This is a genomic window from Marinobacter sp. 1-3A (assembly GCF_016597775.1).
Classification (GTDB): domain Bacteria; phylum Pseudomonadota; class Gammaproteobacteria; order Pseudomonadales; family Oleiphilaceae; genus Marinobacter; species Marinobacter xiaoshiensis.
This window is the reverse complement of record NZ_VCGZ01000002.1, coordinates 250,681-272,723: the sequence shown is the minus strand read 5'-3', so window position 1 is coordinate 272,723 and position 22,043 is coordinate 250,681. Positions and strand designations below refer to the sequence as shown.

The following is a 22,043-nucleotide window of genomic DNA, read 5'->3' as shown; positions in this document are numbered from 1 at the left end:
TCAGGTCCGGTTCAACCGCCAGTCGTCATAAACTGCCATGCATTGCTCTATAGCGGCGTTAAATTTTTGCTGCTGAGCGCCATCCAGGGGCTGCTGCTTTCGGCATTTATCCAGGGTCCTCTGGATGGTTTGGCGGCTCTTTTTATCGAGGCGCTCGAGCCAGTGATGATCTGCCGGCTGCAGATCGAGCAGGTCCCTGCCCGCGTGGTTGCGGTGGCTGATGTGCCACCAGTGATCCACCGCTCGCCCGAGCACCACATACCCGAACTGGCTATCCTGAACGGGTCCGAAAGTGGCTGTTTTCAAGCCGTCTTGCAGCAAGCCAATATTGAGCACCGGCAGGGAGAGTTTGCCTCCGTATAAATAACTACCGGCTGCACCGATCAGTCCACCCACCAAAGCTCCAGTGCCCAGGGATGAACCCAGGGTCAGGGCATCCAGCCCGGCGCCACTGACCGCGCCTGCACCAAAACCGGCTGTGGCCAGGTAGCGCCTGCTAACAGCCCAGTGCTTCCGGCTGTCTTCCGAGAACAGGTCGTGATCGCTGTGCCATTCCAGCTCGGCTTCCTGTCGCCGGATGCTCTGATGCTGATACAGGTGTTCTATTTGAACCCGCAGCGACTGTTCCCGTTGACGCTGGTGTTGGTACCAGCGCTGCCGGAGCTGATCCGCCAGGGTGCTGTCGCTGGTGCCTGCGACCTGATCCAGTGTCAGGGTGCGCTTTTCCTGAAACGACATCATGTCATGCAATGCCTTGGCAATGATGCCGGCTGCCTGGTGTCGACGCTGTTCGCGCTGAGCCGATAAGTGATGCGTTGCCTGATCCAGAGGTTTTTCCCAGTCTGGTTCAAGCTGCCCGAAGGCGCGCAAAAGGCTGAGATGTTGCTCGAACGGGGCGCGAACTGCATCGAATTTGCGTACAATCTGAAAGAACTGGCCAAGCGCGGAGTGCCAGGTGTCGCTGTAATCGTCGGGCCCGATGCTGTTGATCAGCGCCAGGCTGGGCTGGCCGGTCCAGCGCAGTATGGTCATCTCGGCCTCGTGCTCGGCGCTGTATGGGGCGGAGCCGTCCACCACATAGATGATTCCCGCACCTTCAATCAGCGGTGTCAGCAATTCACACTCGTCAGTGAAGCGGCTGTCGCCCTGATGTTGCAGAACAAATGCTCGAACCGTCTCGCTGTGGTCTGAGGCAGATACACTGTGGGCTTCAAGCCATTCCAGCACTCGCCGGGGGCGTTGAAAGCCCGGAGTGTCCACCAGTGTGTAGAGAACCTTGCCGTCCACTCTCAGCGGGTATGACTGGCGCTTGCGTGTGGTGCCCGGCTCCAGCGCAATGGCAATTCCGTCGTTCTGGGACAGGGTTGCCACGACGCTGGACTTTCCCTTGTTAGGATGGCCGACAACGGCAAATGTGGGTGCGCTGTTCATTCCATGTATCCCCCGTTGACATCGGCAAGGGTTCCATAAATGGGTACCAGGCTTACCGTTACAAACTCCAGCCCGATTCGCTTGGCAAAACGAAGCCACTGCTGAACCTGATGATCATCTGGCTCCCGGTCTATGCGGGTGGCAAGTGGCACCAGTGCAACCCGGGTGCCTTTGGGCCAGTGCTCGCGGGCATTGGTGAGGAAGTCTTCCAATTCCCCAGTGGGAGGCTCCCAGCTGCGGGTTACCACAATAACCGTGCGACCAGCCTGCTCGGCCAGTTGCTCGGCTATTTTTTTCAGTGTTTGCCGGTCGTTTTCGAGCGAAAGCCTGCCGCCTGCTTTGGCAATCAGGCTTTTGCCGCTGGCAAGAGCATCCGGCAGCTCCGGGTCGCCTGCTCCAGCCCAACACAGCACAATGGCTGCGTCTGGCAAGGGTTGCAGTTTGAGTTGGGTGTCGGTATCCGGTAAGTCTGAAGCATCATTGTATTGGTTGCCGGTATCCAGAGCCGGAGTTTCCATTCGATACAGCAGTGCCTGCATGGCCGGGTGGCTGGCAAGCAGTTGCCGGGCTTTGCGCCGGATCAGCACACCTGCCAACAAGGCTAGAATAAGCCGTGGCAAAAGCGCCCAGGTTGTCCAGAGCATGGCTATAAAAGGCCACCATTGGCCCCAACGTGCCGGCTCCATGCCGGCCGCTCCGGCACTGGCACGGAAGAATCGTGTGGCTTCCACCAGCGCTAAATCCGGCGCAGCGGCTGGCCAAATCCAGGCCCAAGGCGTCGCAATCGCAGCAATCAGGCTGTGATAGCGGCTGGCATTGGTTTCAAGCGTGGTGCTCCAGCCAAACGCCAGGTCTTGCAGCACCACCATAACAAGCAGGGTCGCCAGGCCAGCCAGGGAAAAACACACGCCGCCCAAGTGTGCGGCCCGTGCCATGAGTACTGGCTGAAGCTTTGTGAAAACCGGTGATTCCGGATGATTGCGAAAGCGCCGGAGCAGCGCCCGCCAGGGTTGCCAGCCAGCCAGAGACTGAACGGTGGTCAGCACTGCCAGCAATAGCTGAAAGGCGACAAATGCGACGATAACCGTCACGTTGATACGCTGGCCCCCATCGTAGAACAGCAAGCCAAGCATGGTGAGTAAACCAAACAGGGTGCCTGCAACCATGAAACCAGAGTTGATTCGCTGCCAGAAGCGCAGGGTATTCGCCGAAGGGGGCGTTCCAGCGCCCGGGCCACTCAGATGGTTGATATGAGCCAGCCAGCGTTTCGGGGTGGGCTTTACGTTTTGCTGCTCGCAAGTGAGTGCAAACTTGCGATCCCGCCGGTGCAGAAATGCCGGAGCCTGGCCTTTGTCTCTTTGGGCGCAGGCATCAAAATCCAGCAGCAAACGGAGGGAAGAATCAGTCATGAAGGGTTCCGGTGATAAATTCGGTCTTTGGGTCTATGGTGTTAGGATATCGGCATTACCCCGTCCGATACCAGATAACGAGTCGTCATGCCCCATCATTTGATGAATTTGCGCCACGTACCCGACGATGAAGCCGAGGAAATCCGGGCGTTGTTCGAAGCCCACGATGTGCGTTATTACGAAACCCCGCCAAGCCGTTGGGGCATTAGCATGGGTGGTTTCTGGGTGCACGACCCAGAAGAAGCGCAAAGAGCCAAAACTCTGCTGCAGGAATACCAGAACCAGCGTTTGCACAGCCAACGAGAAGCCTATGAGCAATGGCGCTCGCAGGGCGAGGGTGGCGGTGTCTGGTATATGCTCCGTAAAAAGCCTGTACGCACTCTGGCTGCCCTCCTGGCAATTCTCACCATTGGCGCTCTCAGCCTGCTGCCGTTTATCCGCATAGGATAGCTTTTCAACAATTCTCTATGCCTTGTTTTTATGGTGTCCGGAAGTCCGGACAGTTAAAGTGAAGGCTTGGAAGGCTAAAAACAAGAAAGCTCAAAAGATCAGATAGATATGGATATGGCACGAGATGCGCATAGCAGCTAGTACGCGCGCCCTTCGTTTGCTCGCCTTGCAGGCAGGGCCATATACTTCTGATGCAGCACCTCGCGCGGCTGGGTGCCAAGGCTTTTACTATGAATAATTCTGACTCCGGCGGTAAGCGCTACATGGCACAGTTGTTCGGAAGCAATAATAAAAACGGGCTAACCCGAGAGCTTATTGAAGCGCTTTTCCCTATGTTTGAGGAAGCCAGCGCGGGCGCTATCGCTGTAGATCGCGAGTCCCGGATTACCTGGATAAACAGCAGTTATTCACAGCTTCTCGGCCTTAAAGACCAGGCCGCCGCCATTGGCCGGCCAGTGCGTCAGGTTATTCCTGAAACCCGCATGCCTGAAGTCGTTGAAACCGGAAAGCCCCTGCTGCTGGATATCATGGAGTACCAGCAGCAACAGTTGGTGGTTACCCGGCTTCCCTATTACGACGAAGCGGGCGAGATAGAAGGTGCGGTCGCCTTCGTACTCTATGACGATCTGCAACCCTTAACGCCACTGGTGAGCAAGTACCGAAGCCTGCATAAGGATCTTGCGGCTGCACGTAAGGCATTGGCTAAAAAAGCCCGGAGTACCCGGTACAGTCTTGGGGATTTTGTTGGCGCGAGCCCGGGCGCACTTGAAGTAAAGCGCCGCGCGCGGCTGGCAGCGGGGCGCGAAATGGCCGTGCTTCTGCTGGGTGAAACCGGAACCGGTAAAGAAGTGTTGGCTCAAGCCATACATTCAGTTTCCAGACGTTCAGACAAAGCTTTTGTGGGTGTGAATGTGGCGGCTATCCCGGAGAACCTGCTGGAGGCCGAGTTCTTCGGCGTCGCTCCAGGCGCCTATACCGGCGCTGACCGGAAGATGCGTGAAGGCAAGTTCCAGCTAGCCAATGGTGGCACCCTGTTTCTGGATGAAGTGGGCGATATGCCCTTGCCACTGCAGGCAAAACTTCTGCGAGTCCTCCAGGAGGGGGAGGTTGAGCCCCTGGGCTCCAACAAGGTTATCCCGGTCGATGTCCGGGTCATTGCAGCCACCAGCCGCAACCTCGAAGCCATGATTGCCGATGGCAGCTTTCGGTCGGATTTGTACTACCGGCTGAACGTACTGGAAATCCCCATACCCCCGCTGCGGGATCGTTTGGCGGATCTTGGGCTGCTGTGTGAAACCCTGTTGTGGGAGGTCAGTGAAGGCCTGGATATGCGGGCCGAGATTGCCGATGCCGGCGTTGCTGCTTTGGCCAGTTATAACTGGCCAGGAAACATTCGAGAACTGCGCAATGTGCTTGAGCGAGCCCTGACCATGAGCGAAGAAGGTGGCGTGCTGGATGCAGATGCCATTTTCAAGGTTCTGCCCCGTAGCAGCGAGGGCAGTATCGCCCGGACAGCCCCCCGACCTGTCAAGCTGCTGGCCGATATATTGGCCAAGGCAGAGGCGCAAGCGATTGAAGATGCACTGGTTGCAACCCGGGGTAACCGCACCAAGGCCGCCAAGCTACTGGGTATCTCCCGCTCAGTGCTTTACGAAAAACTCGCCAGACTGTCCTGATTTCCGGACATTCGTCCTGAGTTCAGGACAGTTTTATACGACTCTGGTTCAATAGTGTCCAGGTTCCCGGACGAATATACTGCCTCTTGTGCATCGGTGTTTTTTTATGTTGTTGATAATAATGAGAAAAATCTGATTGGCACAGTCTCTGCTCAGTCTGCCATTCAGGACGTCAGAACAACACAGAAAACAATGGCTGACGCCAGATACAACAACAAGAAGGATCAGTTATATGTCGATCAAGCAAAAGCTTTCGGGTTTGACCCTGGGTGTTACGGCGGCAGCGCTTATGACAGGCGCTATGGTAAGCAGCAACGCTTTGGCGGCGGAGAAAATTCGTTGGCAGGTGCCTCTGGCATTCCCCTCACATCTTATTGGGCTGACAACGCCCGTCAAACACCTTTCAGAAAACCTCAAAGCCATATCCGGTGGCGATATTCAGCTGCGTTACTACGAGCCAAATGAGTTGGTTCCACCCTTTGAGATCATGGATGCTGTAGGCGGTGGTAAATACCCCGCAGGCTACACCTGGGTTGGATACGACCAAGGCACTATCCCCGCCTTACCGCTGTATTCCGGTGCACCTTTCAACATGGAACCGCCCGCTTATCTGGCCTGGTATTACGAGGGCGACGGCCGTGCGTTGCTGGAAGAAATTTATGCCAAGCGCAACATCCATCCCATGCTATGCAGCATCATCGGCCCTGAAGGCGCAGGCTGGTTCGCCAATCCAATCAAAGGCGTGGAAGATTTTGATGGCCTGAAAATCCGCTTTGCCGGCATTGGTGGCAAGGTTCTGGAGAAGCTCGGGGCTTCCGTAACCATGGTTCCGGGCGGCGAAATCTATCAGGCGCTGGAGCGTAAGACGATTGATGCCACTGAGTTCTCTCAGCCGGCCATCGACAAGATGCTGGGCCTGGATCAAATCATCAAGAACTACATCATGCCCGGTTGGCACCAAACTCTGACCACCTCCCACTTGTTGGTGAACAAAGATGTTTGGGAGAAGCTGGAGCCACAGAGCCGCGCGCTCATCGAAATGGGTTGCGAATCTGCCACGCTTAAAGGCTTTGCTCAAAGCGAGTGGGCCCAGCCAACCGCACTGCGTGATTACGAGAAGGAAGGCGTAAACGCTCAGACGTTGCCAGAACCTGTACTGCGTGAACTGCAAAAGGTCACGAATGAGGTGCTGGATGAAATTGCTGCCAAAGATGAAATGTTTAATCGCGTGCTGACCAGCCAGCGTGATTTCATGAAGCATCACTCCATTTGGCACTCCAATGGCTACCTGCCACGGGATTTCTACAAGTACGACTGATCAACGGATGATATATCGCGGGTAACGGCTGGCCGTTACCCGCATCCTGCCCTGCATCCGAAAAATCCGAGGTTTTTGTGACTGATACCAATATCTCAGGAGATAAGCACGCCCAGGCATCCGGCACAGATTCGCTGCCAATCAATACGATGTCCTGGCACCTTGACCGGTTGGTTGTGGCTGTTGGCCGCTTCGCCTCCTGGTTGTGGATTGCCGTGCTGATCGTAATTCTGATCAACGTATTCTCCCGCTATGTCTTGTCTCAGGGCTCCATTGCCCTTGAAGAGCTGTCCTGGCACCTGTTCGGAACGGCCACCATGCTCACACTGGGCTATGCCGTTGTGCGGGACGACCACGTTCGTGTGGATGTGCTGAAAGAGAAATTCAGTCCCAAAGCCCAAGCCATTATCGAGCTTTTGGGAATTGTGCTGCTGGCGCTGCCCATCATTGCGCTGATGATCAGTGCTCTGGTGCCCTACGCCTGGATCGCATGGACATACATGGAGCACTCGCAGGCACCCAGCGGGCTGCCTTATCGCTTTATATTCAAAAGCATGCTGCCTCTGGGGCTGGTGTTTGTGATGGTCGCGCTGGTATCCCGCGCCACACGTTGCACCACCTACCTGTTCCGTTTTCCCAGGGCTATTGAGCCTCCCTACGATGATCGGCGCTCCGTCGGCCATCCTAATCCCTGAACCGCGAGGCTAACGTCATGGGTGTAGAAGCGATTCTTGTTATCGCCATGTTCGCCAGCTTTATGGTGCTCTTGCTCTCGGGTTTCCCGGTTGCATGGTCACTGGCGGGTATAGGCCTGGTATTCGGTATTGTCGGCCACGTAATGGTCGAATACCTGGATTCTCCCCTGTGGTTTACCTGGCAGGGAACCATTGGCGTTTTGGACGCCAGGATTTACGGCATAGTTGCCAACGAGTTGATGGTGGCGCTGCCCATGTTTATCTTCATGGGCATCATGCTTGACCGCTCAGGCATAGCCGAAAAGCTGATGCACAGTTTGGTGCGCGTGCTTGGCGGCTTGCGCGGTGGCTACGCGATTACAGTGGTACTGGTTGGCGTATTGCTTGCGGCATCTACCGGTATTGTTGGCGCTTCGGTGGTGCTGCTGGGCATGCTGTCTCTTGGCCCCATGATGCAGGCGAACTACAACAAGTCTCTGGCAGTGGGCACGGCGTGTTCGGTCGGTACCTTGGGCATTCTGGTGCCGCCAAGCATCATGTTGGTATTGATGGCCGATCGCCTCGGCACCTCGGAGGCTTCCGTAGGCAAGCTGTTTATGGGCGCGCTGATCCCGGGCGTTATGCTCGCCATGCTGTACATCCTTTACATCATCATCGCTTCCTATATCAAAAAGGACCTGGCTCCGGCGCCGCCTAACCGGCAGCGTCTTGATATCCGGGCCTGGATTGGCGTGCTCTGGGCAATTTTGCCGCCCATGGCCCTGATTATTTCCGTGCTTGGCTCCATCTTCTTTGGCATAGCGACTACCACAGAAGCCTCTGCGGTGGGTGCCGGTGGCGCGCTCCTCATGGCCTTTGTGAGCAAACGCCTCGATATGGAGACTTTGAAGGAATCCCTTTACCAAACCAGTCGCACCTCGGCCTTCATCTTTGGCATTTTTATCGGTGCCACCGTGTTTGCCTCGGTACTGCGCGGGTTGGGCGGAGATGAAGTTATTGAAGGTGCAATCACCGGTTTGCCCTATGGCACCACAGGCGTATTGCTGACCGTGTTGCTTATCACCTTCCTGCTCGGGTTCTTTCTGGATTGGGTGGAGATCACCTTGATTGTGTTGCCGCTGGTCGCGCCCGTGCTGTTCAAAATGGGCGTGGAGCCGGTGTGGTTCGCCATCATGTTTGCCATGTGTTTGCAGACCTCGTTCCTGACACCGCCCGTAGGCTTCTCACTGTTTTACATCAAGGGAGTATGCCCGCCGGGTATTACCACCCGGGACATCTATCTGGGCGTGTTGCCGTTCATCATGCTGCAGCTTCTGGCTTTGGCACTGGTGTTCTGGTTCCAGCCGCTGGCGACATGGCTTCCAAATGAAGTGTACGGCGGCTCCTGACACGTACGTTTTGCGCAGGTTTTCACTAACAAAAATTGATTAATAACCAGAGGGCAAACACCATGCGTCTCGAAAACAATATCGCTCTTATCACTGGCGCAGCGCGAGGCATTGGGCGGGCAATCGCTGAACATTATGGCCGTGAAGGTGCCCGTGTAGCTGTGGCAGACCTTACGCTGGAAAGTGTACAAGACACCGTTAACGCTATAGAGAAAGCTGGTGGAACCGCCATGGCTCTGGCCATGGATGTAACCGATGAGGCCGCCGTGGACGAGGGCGTAGCGGCCATTGTAAAGGCCTGGGGTGGTCTGGACATTGCCGTGGCCAACGCCGGCATCCAGCACATAGACCCGGTTCATAAGCTGGCGTATGCGGACTGGCGCCGGGTAATGAACGTGCACCTTGATGGCGCATTTCTGGTTACCCGGGCGGCGCTGAAGCAAATGTACGCCAACGGTGGAGGCACTATGCTGTACATGGGCTCAGTGCACTCACTGGAGGCCTCGCCCTTGAAGGCACCTTATGTGGCGGCAAAACACGGTATGCTTGGATTATGCCGCGCCGTTGCCAAAGAGGGTGCTGAGCACGGAGTTCGCAGTAACATTATCTGCCCGGGCTTTGTAAGAACGCCACTGGTGGATAAACAGATACCGGAGCAAGCGAAAGAGCTGGGCATTTCCGAAGAGGAAGTCATCAGCAAGGTGATGCTAAAAAACACAGTAGATGGCAAATTCACCACGCAGGAAGATGTTTCCGAAATGGCGGTGCACTTGGCGGCCTTCCCTTCAGCCGCTCTTACAGGACAATCTATTGTAGTCAGCCACGGCTGGCACATGCAGTAAGCAACAGGAGCAACGGATGAGCGTTATTGAGCAGTCCCCAATAGTCTGGTCTCCATCGGAAGGCGAGTTGACCAATACCCAAATGGGTCGCTTCAAAACCTGGCTGGAAGAGCAGGGCTATGGCCCTTTTGCTGATTACCACGCTTTGCACCAGTGGTCTGTTGATGACCTTGAAAGCTTCTGGGCAAAGGTTTGGGATTATTGTGGGCTGATCTGCGAAACATCGGCCAGCAAAGTATTGGGTAAGCGGGATATGCCGGGTGCCGAGTGGTTCCCGGGTATGAAGCTGAACTTCGCGGCTAACCTGCTGCGCCATGCTGAGGGGGAACACGCCGATAAAGAAGCTGTGGTGGCTTATTGCGAGACGCGCCCTGTTCTGCGCCGTACCTATGGCGAATTGAAAGCCGATGTGGGTGCCCTGGAAGCCTTCCTGCTTAGCAAAGGCATCCAAAAAGGCGACCGCGTAGCCGGTGTGGTGACCAACGGTTATGAGGCGCTCGCCGGCATGCTGGCGGCAACCAGCCTGGGTGCTATCTGGAGCTCTGCTTCGCCTGATTTCGGTGTGGGAGCCATTCTGGATCGGTTTGGCCAAATTGAGCCTTCTGCACTGATTGTCGTGAACGGATACGGCTACGGCGGTAAGGTGCTGGCACGGCAAGAAGAGTTTGCACAGTTGATCGCCGGCCTGCCAACCCTGAAATGCGTGGTCAGTGTTCAACAGCTACCTGAAACTGCACAAATTACGGGTGAACTGGTTACTACCTGGGATGAGGCCATTGCCTATGGCGCGGGCGAAACGCCTTCGTACACGCCAGTCGATCCGGATCACCCGGTATACATACTCTATTCTTCCGGCACCACCGGCAAACCCAAGTGCATAGTACATGGCACCGCAGGCCTGCTGATCAATCATGCCAAAGAGCTCATGCTGCACGGCGACGTAGGCCCGGAAGACCGGTTCCTCTACTTCACCACCTGCGGCTGGATGATGTGGAACTGGCAAGCCTCCGCCCTGCTAACAGGCGCTGCGGTAATCACCGTAGACGGTTCACCCGGCTACCCCAGCCTCAGCCTCCTTTGGGATACAGTAGCGCATGAGCGCGTAACCCACTTCGGCACCAGTGCAAGGTTCATTGCAGGCTGCCGCAAAGCTGAAATGGCTCCGGCCGAAACCCTCGACCTGAGCAAATTGAGAGTCGTGTTTTCAACCGGCTCGCCCCTGCTCCCCGAAGACTATGATTGGGTATACAGCCAAGGCGCACCCAAAGCCCTGCTGGGCTCTATCGCCGGCGGCACCGACATCTGCGGTTGCTTTGTAGGCTCTACGCCCTTGCTGCCTGTGCGCCGTGGTGAAATCCAATGCCGCTTTCTCGGTGTCGACGCCGTAGCCTACGGCGATGACGGCAAACCCGTAGACCAGGGCCGAGGCGAGCTCGTGTGCCGCCAGCCCATGCCTTCCATGCCCGTCGCCTTCTGGGACGACGCCAACGGCGAACGCTACCGCGAAGCCTACTTCGACACCTTCCCCGGCGTATGGGCTCACGGTGACTTCATAGAATTCACCGAACACGGCGGCGCCATCATCTACGGCCGCTCCGACGCCACCCTCAACCCCGGCGGCGTAAGGATCGGCACCGCCGAAATCTACCGCCAGGTAGAAACCGAAGCGGCCATAAAAGACAGCCTCGTGGTTGGCCGGCAAATCGATGGTGATGTAGAAGTCGTATTGCTCGTGGTGCCCGCTGACGGCCAGGAAGTCACCAGCGATTTGCTGAAACAGCTAAAAGCCCGAATCCGCACAGGCGCCAGCCCACGCCACGTGCCCAAGCACATAGTGCAGGTGCCAGACATCCCCTACACCCGCAGTGGCAAAAAAGTAGAGCTGGCCGTAGCCCGCCTGATCAACGGCTCTACCAAAGCCGACAACCGCGATGCCCTGGGTAACCCCGAAGCACTGGACCAGATTTGCGAGCGGCTTGCGGAAGAGAACCTTTTGCCGATTGGTTGACTGAACAGGTGAAGGGGTAAAACATCCGGGTCTCTATTTTTTGCAGTGTGACCCCGGTGCAGAGTTTTCACCCTATGGGTTGTTGGAATTAACTGAAAAGTTTGTTGAGCGGTGGGTGTGTTTTCTCCCAAAACTGTGCGGAGCCAAGGATGGCGGAGCCCAAGCGCCACATGGGTTCGGCCGAGCGTTTATGAAGCGTAGCTTCATGCGAAAGCCGAACGACCACAATCTATGATTGTGGGCCGGACCCCGCAGGGGTGCCGCAAGGAGCGTGTTTTGGGAGAAAGCACACCCATCGCGATACTCCCAAGCCAGCAAAGCCAACACGCCAAAATGTTAGAAAGTTTCGTAAATTCCCCTCATTTGATCCCCCAGTTACCGAAGATCAAGGGTTTTTAGTCCGTTCTTATACTAAGATCGTAACCCGAGATTACAAAAAAATGCTATCTTAGTAGGTCTATCAAAAGTTTAAAAAATCAGTCATTGCGAAGCTCAGTCGTTCACAAGACGCCTGATCCAGCTATGACCGTCCTGAACCCACCTATTAGCCTGAGGACGAAAATGAAATCATCCAAAGCAAAGATTATTTACACACTGACCGACGAGGCACCTGCCCTCGCAACACGGTCACTGCTACCGATTCTTGAGACCTACGCCAAGCCGGCTGGTATCGAATTTGGAACCAGCGACATCTCCCTGGCGGCGCGTATTCTGGCAACATTCCCGGACTACCTTGAGGAAGACCAGCGCGTTCCAGACGCACTGACAGAACTGGGCGAATACACCAAAGACCCAGACGCCAACATCATCAAACTGCCGAACATTTCTGCGTCCATTCCGCAGTTGCGTGCAGCTATCAAAGAATTGCAGGACCAGGGTTTCAAGGTTCCTGATTACAAAGAAAGCCCTGTAACCGACGAAGAAAAAGATGCGACCAAGCGTTACGCCAAAGTACTTGGCAGTGCCGTAAACCCGGTTCTGCGTGAAGGTAACTCTGATCGCCGTGCACCAGCAGCAGTTAAAGCATTTGCACGCAAATATCCCCACAGTATGGGCGAATGGAGCCCGGCTTCACGTACCCACGTGGCACACATGCGCGGGGGCGATTTTTACTCTAATGAGCAGTCCATAACCCTCGACAAGGCAACAAACGCCCGCATTGTGTTCGAGAACAAGAAGGGTGAGCAAACCGTCCTCAAGTCCGACCTGCCACTGCAGGAAGGTGAAGTGCTCGACGGCATGTTCATGAGCAAGAAAGCGCTGTGCAAATTCTTCGAAGACGTTATCGAAGACTGCGAAAAGACCGGCGTGATGTTCTCACTGCACGTGAAAGCCACCATGATGAAAATCTCTCACCCGATCGTGTTTGGTCACGCGGTGAAGATTTACTATAAAGAGCTTTTCGACAAATACGGCGAACTGTTTGACGAAATCGGCGTAAACCCGAACAACGGTCTGTCGTCTGTGCTTGAGAAAATCAAGCAGCTGCCAGAGTCCAAGCAGGAAGAAATTCAGGAAGCCCTGCACAAGACCTACGAGCACCGCCCGGAAATCGCCATGGTTGACTCCGTTAAGGGTGTTACCAACCTGCACGTACCGAGTGATGTGATTGTTGACGCCTCCATGCCGGCAATGATTCGTAACTCAGGCAAGATGTGGGCGCGCGATGGCAAGTTGAAAGACACCAAGGCCGTCATGCCTGAGTCCACTTATGCCACGATTTATCAGGAAATGATTAATTTCTGCAAAACCCACGGCGCCTTTGATCCCACCACCATGGGAACAGTACCGAATGTGGGCCTGATGGCGCAGAAGGCTGAAGAATACGGCTCCCACGACAAGACGTTTGAAATAGAAGAAGACGGTATCGTGCGCATTCTGGCTGAAGACGGCACAGTGCTGACTGAGCACAATGTCGAAGAAGGCGATATCTGGCGTGCATGTCAAACCAAAGACCTGCCGATTCGCGACTGGGTCAAGCTGGCCGTTACCCGTGCCCGTGCGACTGGTATGCCAGCCGTGTTCTGGCTCGACGACGAGCGCCCGCACGACGCCGAGCTGATCAAGAAGGTGAATACTTACCTGCAGGATCACGACACCGAAGGGCTGCACATCCGCCTTGAGTCGCCTGTGCGTGCTATTCGCTGGACTATGGAACGCTTGATTCGTGGTCTTGATACCATCTCGGTAACCGGTAACGTACTGCGTGACTACCTGACCGACCTGTTCCCGATTCTGGAACTGGGCACCAGCGCCAAAATGCTTTCGATTGTCCCCCTGCTGAACGGTGGTGGCCTCTACGAAACCGGAGCTGGCGGATCTGCTCCCAAGCACGTGCAGCAGCTACTGCAGGAAGATCACCTGCGTTGGGATTCACTGGGCGAATTCCTGGCCATTGCTGTATCTCTGGACGAGTTGGGTGAGAAGCACGACAACAACCGTGCACGCCTGTTGGGCCAGACTCTCGACAAAGCTACCGAGCGCCTGCTGGAAAACAACCAGTCGCCTTCACGGGTAACGGGTGAGCTGGATAACCGTGGAAGCCATTTCCACCTGGCTCGCTATTGGGCAGAAGAGCTGGCATCTCAGGACAGCGACAAAGAACTGAAAGAGTTCTTCGCCAAGATGTCTGCACAGCTGGAAGAGAACAAGGACAAGATTCTGGAAGAAATGAGCGTTATCCAGGGTCATCCTGCCGATATCGGTGGCTACTACCACCCACCCAAAGAAAAGGTGGAGGCAGTTATGCAGCCGAGCGCAACCTTCAACAAGATTTTGAAGGATGCCCGTGCATCGGTTAAGTAACCCCTGACGGTATCCGGGCATCGTGCCCGGCCACCTGGAATGAAAACCCGGAAAGCCTTTAATCGGCTCTCCGGGTTTTTTTATGCCTGCTGCAGAGGCACCAGTTTTCCCCCGGTCAGTCTGGCGAGATCGGTCGGAGACAGCTCAATCTCCAGCCCGCGGCGGCCAGCACTCACGTAGACCGTCTCGAAACCTTCAGCGGAGGCATCAATAAAGGTTTTTATACGGTTTTTCTGGCCCAGTGGGCTCACACCTCCCAGCACATAACCGGTGCGACGCTGTACCTCTTGCGGGTCTGCCATGGCAGCCTTTTTGCCACCGGCAGCCTTGGCAATCAGCTTCATGCTTAGCATGCTGGTAACCGGCACCACGCCTACCGCCAGTGTTTTACCATCGACAGCGACTACCAGGGTTTTGAAAATACGTGCAGGATCAACCCCCAACTTGTCTGCAGCCTCGTTGCCGTAGCTTGCACTGGCAGAATCGTGCTCGTACTCGTGGATAGTGTGAAAAATGCCGGCTTTGCTGGCTGCATCGATACCGGGTGTCATAGACTGCTCCAGAAACGGTTGGTTTGCCCTCTTATCAACCGTTTATAATAACGTCTGAACCGGCCCGAAATACATGCCGGATTGGATTGGGTGTACCCGTTGACGCAGCCGTTGGCAGTTTTCAGCCAATGAACCCGACAACGCCCACCGCGAAGATAGAATAAAAATAGCCACCACAATCAAGGCGTACCTGATGAACCCAATAGCCCGTCGTGCACTGCACAGTTGCAAGGTTCCCAAGGATCTATCTACCGTTACCCAGCGCGATGCCGCAGGCGAAAACCCGGAAGCGGTGGGCATAGACACCCGCACGGTAGACACCATCTGGAAAAGCGTAGAAGCCTTGTATCGCACCGGTGTCCATCCTGGTATCCAGTTATCTGTGCGCCACCGTGGTGAACAGATCCTGCATCGGGCCATAGGCCATGCCAGCGGCAACGGCCCCCACGATACGGCTGGCACCCCTACAATTGCCATGACCACAGACACGCCCGTTTGCTACTTTTCTGCCTCCAAGGCAGTTACCGCATTGCTGATGCATATGCTGGTTGAGCAAGGCCTGGTGAACCTGATGGACCCCGTGTCCTATTACTGCCCGGAGTTTGCACAAAATGGTAAACGTACCATCACGGTGCACCAGATTCTGTCTCACAGGGGTGGCATTCCCTCCATTCCGAAAGAAACGCCCATTGAGGTGCTGTGGGATCAGGAAGAGATCTGGCGCTTGTTGTGTGAATCCCGAGCCATTGCTGTAGATGGCGGCAAGGTTGCTTACCATGCCATCACCGGAGGTTATGTGCTGCAGCACGTGCTCGAAAAGGTAACCGGCGACACCATCGAAAACTACCTGGACAAGCACATTCGCCAGCCCATGGGCATGAAGTGGTTTACCTACGGAATTGAGGCGCCCAATCTGCATGAGCTGGCCACCAACTACGCTACCGGGCCGACACCGCGTTTCCCTGTGTCGTGGATCGTAAACCGCGCACTTGGCGGCGATATATCGACGGTAGAAGAAGTAACCAACAACCCCCTGTTCCAGGAAGCTGTGATTCCGGCGGGTAACCTGTGTGGCACCGCTGAAGAGATGGGCCGATTCTTCCAGATGATGCTCAATGGCGGTACCTGGAAGGGTAAGCGTATTTGTAGCGAGATTACCGTTCGCCGCGCCATTCAGCAGTTTGGTTCATTACAAATTGACCGCACCATGATGATACCCATGCGCTTCAGCGCAGGCATGATGCTGGGTGGTAATCCGGTTGGTATGTGGGGGCAACGAAGCCGCTACGCGTTTGGCCATGTAGGCTTGATCAACAAGCTTTGCTGGGCCGATGCCGCGCGGGATATCTCCGTCAGTTTGCTGAACACCGGGTTTCCCATAGTGGGTCACCACATTCCCGCGCTCGGCAAGTTTGTTTACACCATTGCGCGGGAGTTTCCTCTTCGCCCGGAAAGCGAGCGCCCGGCGGTGGCCATTTAAAGCGACCGCTCACAGGGTTCTTAACTGATCCTCAAGAATACCGAGTACGGATGAAAGTATGTCCCGGAAGTCTGTCAGCGTTTGCGTGCGCTGAATGACGTCCTCGCGGCTTTCATCCAGCCTTTCCAGTTTTGGTACAACACGACGAATGCCTTCAGTGATCACCTCATAGGGATAGTGGTGATCCTGAATGCTGAGTTTGTTTATCTCCGACACCTCCTGGCTGAAAATACTGATGATGTCGTACAGCATGTCCTTGTGGGCAATGTTGGAGGCTTCCCAGTAGGCGTCGTCCAGCAGCTCTAGCAGAGACAGGTATTCCCTGAGGGTATCGGCAACGGAGGTCTGGCTCATAAACAATCCTGGTAGCGGTGAAATTGGTAACGGGAACTATAGCAGCGGATTCGCCAGGATTCTCTGAGTGTAGTGCTGGTACCTGATTTATTGCATAGAAGTGAAACTCTGTTCATTTTGTTGCACTTTGTTAGACAGTTGTGCAAACTGCAGTCTGATGAAGGAACCGCGGCAACTCAATGGATGAGATACGCAATGGATAAGCCAAGAAATCCCTACGAAGAAATCCCCCCATCGCCCCGGCAGGTTCGGCTCGACCACCACGATAGTGTGTGTACTCACGTGCATCAACAAGTCTGCACCGAAGTGGAACGTTTGGAGCGCCGAATCGAAATTTTGCGACTGGCCAAAGCGCCCCATGTAGCCGTCATGATTTCAGCCTACGAGCGCATGATCGACCGCAAAAAAGGCTTTTTGCAGAATTGGCAGCTGGATGGTCAGCGTTACTACTGACGAGTATCGATTGTGACTATGTCGTATTCCAGCACCTGTTCGCCCTCTGTTTGATTGCCGCAGTTGTTTGGGGAATTTGAGGGCTTATCTTTCGATATAAACACCTTCACGCGTGACGTGTTGTATTGAAACACAGCCCTAACGCAATCTGGTTCTGTACCATTCACTGAAACACCGGAAGCTTCTGTAAGAATAAGGGTGTCTCTTTGCAGGGCAACGAATTCTTGCAGGAGTTCCACTTTTCCGCGGGAGCGGCCTTCAAAGCTCGTTGCTGAATATTCCGGCATGTTAAAACCGGTCGCACTGAAGGTTTCTTTGGCGTAACGGCCACTCCAGGAGGCGCTAGCAATTTCCGGGGTAGCACTGGTAGTCTGGGCTGGTGGAGTGGCGACGAACAGCATCGCCCGGAAAACCTTTCCCATATTAGCGTTGTAAGTCCAATCCAGCATTCGGTAGATCCAGGCGCGATCTTCCGGAGGGGTGTTTTCATCACTGTTGTATTCTGAGAAACGCGTCAGGACTTGATTTGCAGGAGTGTTGTAGGTTGCGGCCCGATTATCTCTGATGCTCGAGACCATGAGTCGCCGGCCTTCATTAAAATTATCCACCTGTCCGGAGCGAATTACTTCATTCATCAGGTCGACCGGATTGCGGGTACTGATGTAATCGGTGCCACTTTGGGTCGGGACAGTATTTAAAAAAGCGTCAAGGTGCTCGCGCAATTCAGCTGCTAAACCGTTGTCGTTTCCTGCAACTAGAGGTTCTACTCCCCGGTAAACATCACGGAAAACGGTATATTTCAACACGGGCTCAAGGCCTTCTCTGTCTTGAAGTGTGAATGTTGGGAGCGAGTAGTCCACGTTAGACGCAGGATTAATCCCTGTAGGCCCGGTATCCGCCATCTTGCACCCACTGATGCCAAGAAGTGCGATGGAGATAGCAGTGAAAAAGCAGGAGTGTCTCATTTCAGAAGGCCCTGAGGTGCGAAAGCAGCCATAAACGGCTAAAGTAAATACCCGCGGGGCGGTCTGCCCCGATCCGACTGCTGACAATAAACTATAAAACAGGCTCATGCCCGCGCGGAGATCACATTTTGCAGCAACGGTGTAAACCGGCCTCATTCAAAGCAGTACAGTGGCTGCTTTTCGTGATATGCCTTGTCACGTCTATGGTTCTGGTGCCTGGCGTGGCGAGCGCTAAAGAGTCGTGCCGCAATGGTCAGCTTGTTCTGGACAGGGGCACGGAAAGCCTCCGCGATTTTGGCGGCTGCATCCAGTATCTGGAGGATGCCGGCCAGCTTTATCTTTTGCCTGACATCCTTGCCATGGCGCCCGAGCGGTTTACCCGGCACGAAAGCGGCGTGCTGAATTTTGGCTATACCGAATCGGCTTACTGGATTCGCTTTGATGTGCGTGCGGATCCCGGAGTGGCCAGTAAAGAATGGATTCTGGAGTTGGCTCTGCCGCTGGTAGATGAAGTTGCCTTGTATATGGTGCGCGACGGTGAGCTTATCGATCAGCGCAAGGCTGGCTATCATGATAATTGGGCAGAGCGTGATCTGGCAGTGCCCAACCCCACGTTCCGGTTGGATCTGGAGCCGGGTAGCGTTTCATCTGTGTACCTGCGCATTATCAATACCAACACCTTCCGTCTGCCCATCAGCCTCTGGAGCCCGGACAGCTACATTGAAAAGGTGTCGGTAGACGAAATTATCCGGGGTGCCCTGCTGGGCAGCTTGCTTGCCATTCTGGCTTACAACCTGTTTGTTGCGGTTTCCGTTCGTGAGCGCAGTAACATCTACTATGTGCTCTATCTGGTGTCTGCTGGCGTGTTTATCGCCACCGAGCAGGTACATGGAATCCAGCTTCTGGACAGCCGCCCTGCGTTGTTCAACAAGGAGTATCTGCATCTACAGATCATCATGACCTGGTTCTGGGGCCTGTTGATGGCCCGGGCACTCCTTGAAACCCGCACCCGGTCTTTGGATCTGGACCGGGTTTTGATCATGTGCCGTCACTCGGTGCTTCTTACCTTTGTTCTGTCGCTCTTTGTGCCTTACCACATTGCCATGGAATGGATTGTTATCGGCTCGATGATACTTTGCCTGATTTTGATCGTGGTGAGCTATTTGTCCTGGCGCTATTACAACCCAGCGGCCCGCTCCTATTTTTTCGCATGGACTCTTGCCCTCGTTGGTTTTGGTATATACGGAATGACGGTTATGGGCTACCTGCCGCTCAATACGTTCACAGGCTATGCACCCCAGATAGGGCTAACTGCGCAGATTATTCTGTTTTCTTTTGCCCTGGCAGATCGCATCAAACAGGTTCAGGGCCAGGCGCTGAGCTGGAGCCGCCGGGCGCTGTCTAACCTGCAGCGATACCAGTCACTGTTTGATAATGCCATTGAGGGCGTTTTTCAGATGTCGGCCGAACGCCAATTTGTAACAGCTAACCCGGCTATGGCGAGCTTGATGGGTTTTGGTAGCAGCCAGGAGTTACTGGAAGCTAACCCCGATGTGTTGGACGCATGCATAGCCGATGACCGGCTGCGGGAGCTAGTGGTTGAGCAATTGCAAGCGCGGGGCACGGTAAAAGGCGTTGAGGCCCGCTATCTGACCCGCTCAGGGGAAGAACGCTGGGCCATTATTTCGCTCCACACCGCTTATGACACCGATGGCGAGCCGACCCATCTGGAAGGTACCTGTGTTGATTCCACCGAAAGCCATCGGCGCCAGCGCATTGAACGTGAGCGGGAACAGGAGCGGCTCGAGAAAGAACTGGCCCGTAACTCCGCCGAGGCCAAGAGCCAGTTCCTTGCCAACATGAGCCACGAGATCCGCACGCCGCTGGCGGCCATCATTGGCTACGGCGAAACCCTTATGGACCCGGACCTTGATGAACAGGAAAAGCGCAGCAGCGCGGAGACGGTCGTCCGCAGCGGGCGGCACCTGCTGGAATTGGTGAACGACATTCTCGATCACTCCAAAATCGATGCCAACAAACTGGATGTCGATGTGATCTCGGTAAACCTGCCAGAGCTTCTGGATGAGATTCGCGCATTTTTTGAACCTCGGGCTCGGGAAAAAGGCCTGGATTTCAATATAGTTTGTGAATTTCCATTGCCTGAACAGATCCAGACCGACCCCACACGTTTGCGCCAGATTATTATTAATTTGTGTGGAAATGCGCTTAAATTTACCGAAAAAGGGTCGATCTCCCTGGCAATCCGGTGTGAGCGCCAGGCAGAAGTTCTGGTTGCCCGCATTGTGGACACCGGGATTGGCATGAAGCCGGAGCAGATAGGCCGGCTATTCGATCCTTTTGCTCAGGGCAGTGCCGCGATTTCCCGGCAGTATGGCGGCACCGGCCTTGGCCTGAGTATTTCGCGCAGGCTGGCAGAAATGCTTGGTGGCAGTATCCGCGTCAGCAGTACCTACGGTGAGGGCAGTGAGTTCGAGTTGTCCATTTGCACGGGCTCTCTGGAGCAGGTTCACTTCCTGCGGGATGCCTCCGAGCTGAACCAGCGCCGCCGAAGCTTCCCGGTGACTGTGGCGCCGCGTCTTTCCGGGCGTATACTCTGTGCAGAAGATAACGACGTGAATCGCCGCCTGGTATCGTTACTGGTGAGCCGCACGGGTGCTGAGATGGTGCACGTTGGCAACGGTGCGGAAGCCCTGGAAATGGCCATTCGGGAACCGTTTGATCTGATTCTGATGGATATCCAGATGCCGGTGATGAATGGCCGCGATGCGACCGTGGCGTTGCGGGAGGCGGGGGTGAATACGCCGGTAATTGCGTTAACCGCTAATGTCATGACCGAGGATATTGCCGATTACCGGTTGGCGGGCTGCAATGAGCACCTGGCGAAACCCATCGACAAGCAGCGTTTTTATGAGGTTTTGGCGCGCTACCTTGAGGTTGAAGCGGGTAGCTCCGTGGTGCCCGCTCCGCAACATTGCGGCAGGGTGCTGGTAGCAGAAGATAATGCCGACAACCGGCAGTTGGTAGAGCGAATGCTTACACGCCTGGGCCTTGAGGTTGTCTCTGTTGCGACAGGCGATGAAGCCGTGCGCAAGGCACTTTCAGATACAGTGCAGCTGGTGCTTATGGACAGACACATGCCGGAAATGGATGGCGTTGAGGCAACCCAACTGCTCAGGCAGGCAGGTTTCCGGCGACCGATTATTGCATTCACGGCGGGCGATCAGCAGGAAACCGACGCACTGCGTGAAGCAGGTTGCGACGGAGTGCTCGAGAAGCCGATAGACGAACATCGACTGCAAGCGTTGCTGGCTCGTTTTCTGGATTCCGGTCCCGCCGAGCTGGAAGAAGATGAGGCCATGCGCCGCTTGGTAGCCAGATTCCTGGCGGGGCTGGTCACACGCCAGCAGCGAATGAAGCAGGCAATGGCAGACCGTGACCGGGAAGTACTCCAGACTGAAACACACCAGATAAAAGGGTCTGCTGGCACCATGGGCTACCCGGAAATGACCCTTCAGGCAGGCATTGTAGAAGCACTTGTGAAGGAAACGGACCCCCAGTGGAGTCAGATACAAAGCGAGTTTGCGATACTGAATGACATGATCGAGCGTGAACTAACCCAGAACGAAACAGGAACGGATCAATGAGTGAGCGCCAGTTACACCGTGAACAGCAGTCCATGAGCATGATGTACGGCACCTATGCCGACGTACTGTTCGTGCTTTTCCCGTTTCTTGTTATTGGCATGCAGCGCCTATGGGACGGGCGCCTCTACGAGATGCTGATGCATGCAGACCTGAGTATAGCTGCGGCCATTCTTGCCGGGTTGGCCATAGGCAAATTCGTATTGGGGTTGGTAATAAATCGGGATCTTGGCCGTTACAAGGAGCGTATTGTATTCTTTATCGCTCTGACGCTGTTTGTAGTGCTAGGGCCGGCCATCATCCTTATACTGAGCATTATTAGTGGCGCTGAAGTGCCGGGGTATGTGGCGTTTGTGCAGCCGATTCTGCTCATTCTTGCTATATCGCTCTATTCCACCGCCGTGGCAATCAGCAATATTCTGACCCGTGATGGTGATCAGGATGCCTACAGCCCGCGCGCTGAGGGGCATGTAGCAGATGCCGGTAACCCGGCCAGAGCAACACATGCGCCTCTGGACCTTCCCCGGCATACCGGCGCCGATTCGTGGTAATCATC

The 22,043-nt window shown here is 55.2% G+C and carries 17 protein-coding genes; 12 read left to right on the top strand and 5 right to left on the bottom strand.

Features of this window, described 5'->3' with window-relative positions; translation table 11 throughout:
• Together FE848_RS04425 and FE848_RS04420 are read right to left on the bottom strand one after the other, a co-directional pair.
• On the bottom strand, positions 1–1,431 hold the full coding sequence (locus FE848_RS04425) for a GTPase/DUF3482 domain-containing protein (protein WP_200201539.1): 1,431 nt from the start codon (positions 1,429–1,431) through the stop codon (positions 1–3).
• Positions 1,428–2,840: a DUF2868 domain-containing protein gene (locus FE848_RS04420; RefSeq protein ID WP_200201538.1), complete on the bottom strand. Its 1,413-nt coding sequence runs from the start codon at positions 2,838–2,840 to the stop codon at positions 1,428–1,430. Before FE848_RS04420 ends, FE848_RS04425 begins: the two co-directional genes overlap by 4 nt.
• Positions 2,841–2,927: 87 nt before the next feature.
• Here FE848_RS04420 and FE848_RS04415 point away from each other — a divergent pair, with 87 nt between their 5' ends.
• The 8 genes from FE848_RS04415 to FE848_RS04380 all read left to right on the top strand — a co-directional run bounded on the left by FE848_RS04415 (position 2,928) and on the right by FE848_RS04380 (position 14,022).
• Positions 2,928–3,290, top strand: coding sequence for a DUF6164 family protein (locus tag FE848_RS04415; protein ID WP_200201537.1), 363 nt, complete (start codon positions 2,928–2,930; stop codon positions 3,288–3,290).
• Positions 3,291–3,553: 263 nt separating this feature from the next.
• Positions 3,554–4,966, top strand: a complete 1,413-nt coding sequence (locus FE848_RS04410; protein ID WP_200201684.1) for a sigma-54 interaction domain-containing protein — start codon at positions 3,554–3,556, stop codon at positions 4,964–4,966.
• 232 nt (positions 4,967–5,198) lie between these two features.
• Entirely contained in the window at positions 5,199–6,284 is a 1,086-nt protein-coding gene (locus FE848_RS04405) for a TRAP transporter substrate-binding protein (RefSeq protein ID WP_200201536.1), read from the top strand.
• Between the two features lie 149 nt (positions 6,285–6,433).
• A complete protein-coding gene (locus FE848_RS04400) occupies positions 6,434–6,979 on the top strand; it encodes a TRAP transporter small permease subunit (RefSeq protein WP_227715169.1) in 546 nt (181 codons plus the stop codon).
• Between the two features lie 17 nt (positions 6,980–6,996).
• On the top strand, positions 6,997–8,367 hold the full coding sequence (locus tag FE848_RS04395; RefSeq protein WP_200201534.1) for a TRAP transporter large permease: 1,371 nt from the start codon (positions 6,997–6,999) through the stop codon (positions 8,365–8,367).
• A 62-nt stretch (positions 8,368–8,429) separates the two neighbouring features.
• Entirely contained in the window at positions 8,430–9,209 is a 780-nt protein-coding gene (locus FE848_RS04390; protein ID WP_200201533.1) for a 3-hydroxybutyrate dehydrogenase, read from the top strand.
• A 16-nt stretch (positions 9,210–9,225) separates the two neighbouring features.
• Positions 9,226–11,217 (top strand): acetoacetate--CoA ligase, encoded by a 1,992-nt coding sequence (locus FE848_RS04385; protein ID WP_200201532.1) that lies wholly within the window; start codon positions 9,226–9,228, stop codon positions 11,215–11,217.
• 561 nt (positions 11,218–11,778) lie between these two features.
• Positions 11,779–14,022 (top strand): NADP-dependent isocitrate dehydrogenase, encoded by a 2,244-nt coding sequence (locus FE848_RS04380; protein WP_200201531.1) that lies wholly within the window; start codon positions 11,779–11,781, stop codon positions 14,020–14,022.
• An 80-nt stretch (positions 14,023–14,102) separates the two neighbouring features.
• On the opposite strand, the gene ybaK is transcribed toward FE848_RS04380, so the two are convergent.
• Positions 14,103–14,573 (bottom strand): Cys-tRNA(Pro) deacylase, encoded by a 471-nt coding sequence (gene ybaK / locus FE848_RS04375; protein ID WP_200201530.1) that lies wholly within the window; start codon positions 14,571–14,573, stop codon positions 14,103–14,105.
• Positions 14,574–14,766: 193 nt separating this feature from the next.
• Between ybaK and FE848_RS04370 the strand changes: the two genes are divergently transcribed.
• Positions 14,767–16,053: a serine hydrolase domain-containing protein gene (locus tag FE848_RS04370; RefSeq protein WP_200201529.1), complete on the top strand. Its 1,287-nt coding sequence runs from the start codon at positions 14,767–14,769 to the stop codon at positions 16,051–16,053.
• A 9-nt stretch (positions 16,054–16,062) separates the two neighbouring features.
• On the opposite strand, the gene FE848_RS04365 is transcribed toward FE848_RS04370, so the two are convergent.
• Positions 16,063–16,407: a hypothetical protein gene (locus tag FE848_RS04365; RefSeq protein ID WP_200201528.1), complete on the bottom strand. Its 345-nt coding sequence runs from the start codon at positions 16,405–16,407 to the stop codon at positions 16,063–16,065.
• Between the two features lie 195 nt (positions 16,408–16,602).
• Here FE848_RS04365 and FE848_RS04355 point away from each other — a divergent pair, with 195 nt between their 5' ends.
• The gene (locus FE848_RS04355; RefSeq protein WP_200201526.1) at positions 16,603–16,860 is read left to right on the top strand and encodes a hypothetical protein; all 258 of its coding nucleotides are present in this window, start codon (positions 16,603–16,605) and stop codon (positions 16,858–16,860) included.
• On the opposite strand, the gene FE848_RS04350 is transcribed toward FE848_RS04355, so the two are convergent.
• Positions 16,854–17,933 carry a hypothetical protein gene (locus tag FE848_RS04350; RefSeq protein ID WP_200201525.1) on the bottom strand — a complete coding sequence of 360 codons (1,080 nt, stop codon included), beginning with the start codon at positions 17,931–17,933 and terminating at the stop codon, positions 16,854–16,856. The genes FE848_RS04355 and FE848_RS04350 overlap by 7 nt on opposite strands.
• Positions 17,934–18,028: 95 nt before the next feature.
• Between FE848_RS04350 and FE848_RS04345 the strand changes: the two genes are divergently transcribed.
• Together FE848_RS04345 and FE848_RS04340 are read left to right on the top strand one after the other, a co-directional pair.
• Positions 18,029–21,490, top strand: a complete 3,462-nt coding sequence (locus FE848_RS04345; protein WP_200201683.1) for a response regulator — start codon at positions 18,029–18,031, stop codon at positions 21,488–21,490.
• Positions 21,487–22,038 (top strand): hypothetical protein, encoded by a 552-nt coding sequence (locus FE848_RS04340; protein WP_200201524.1) that lies wholly within the window; start codon positions 21,487–21,489, stop codon positions 22,036–22,038. Before FE848_RS04345 ends, FE848_RS04340 begins: the two co-directional genes overlap by 4 nt.
• Positions 22,039–22,043: the final 5 nt, after the last annotated feature.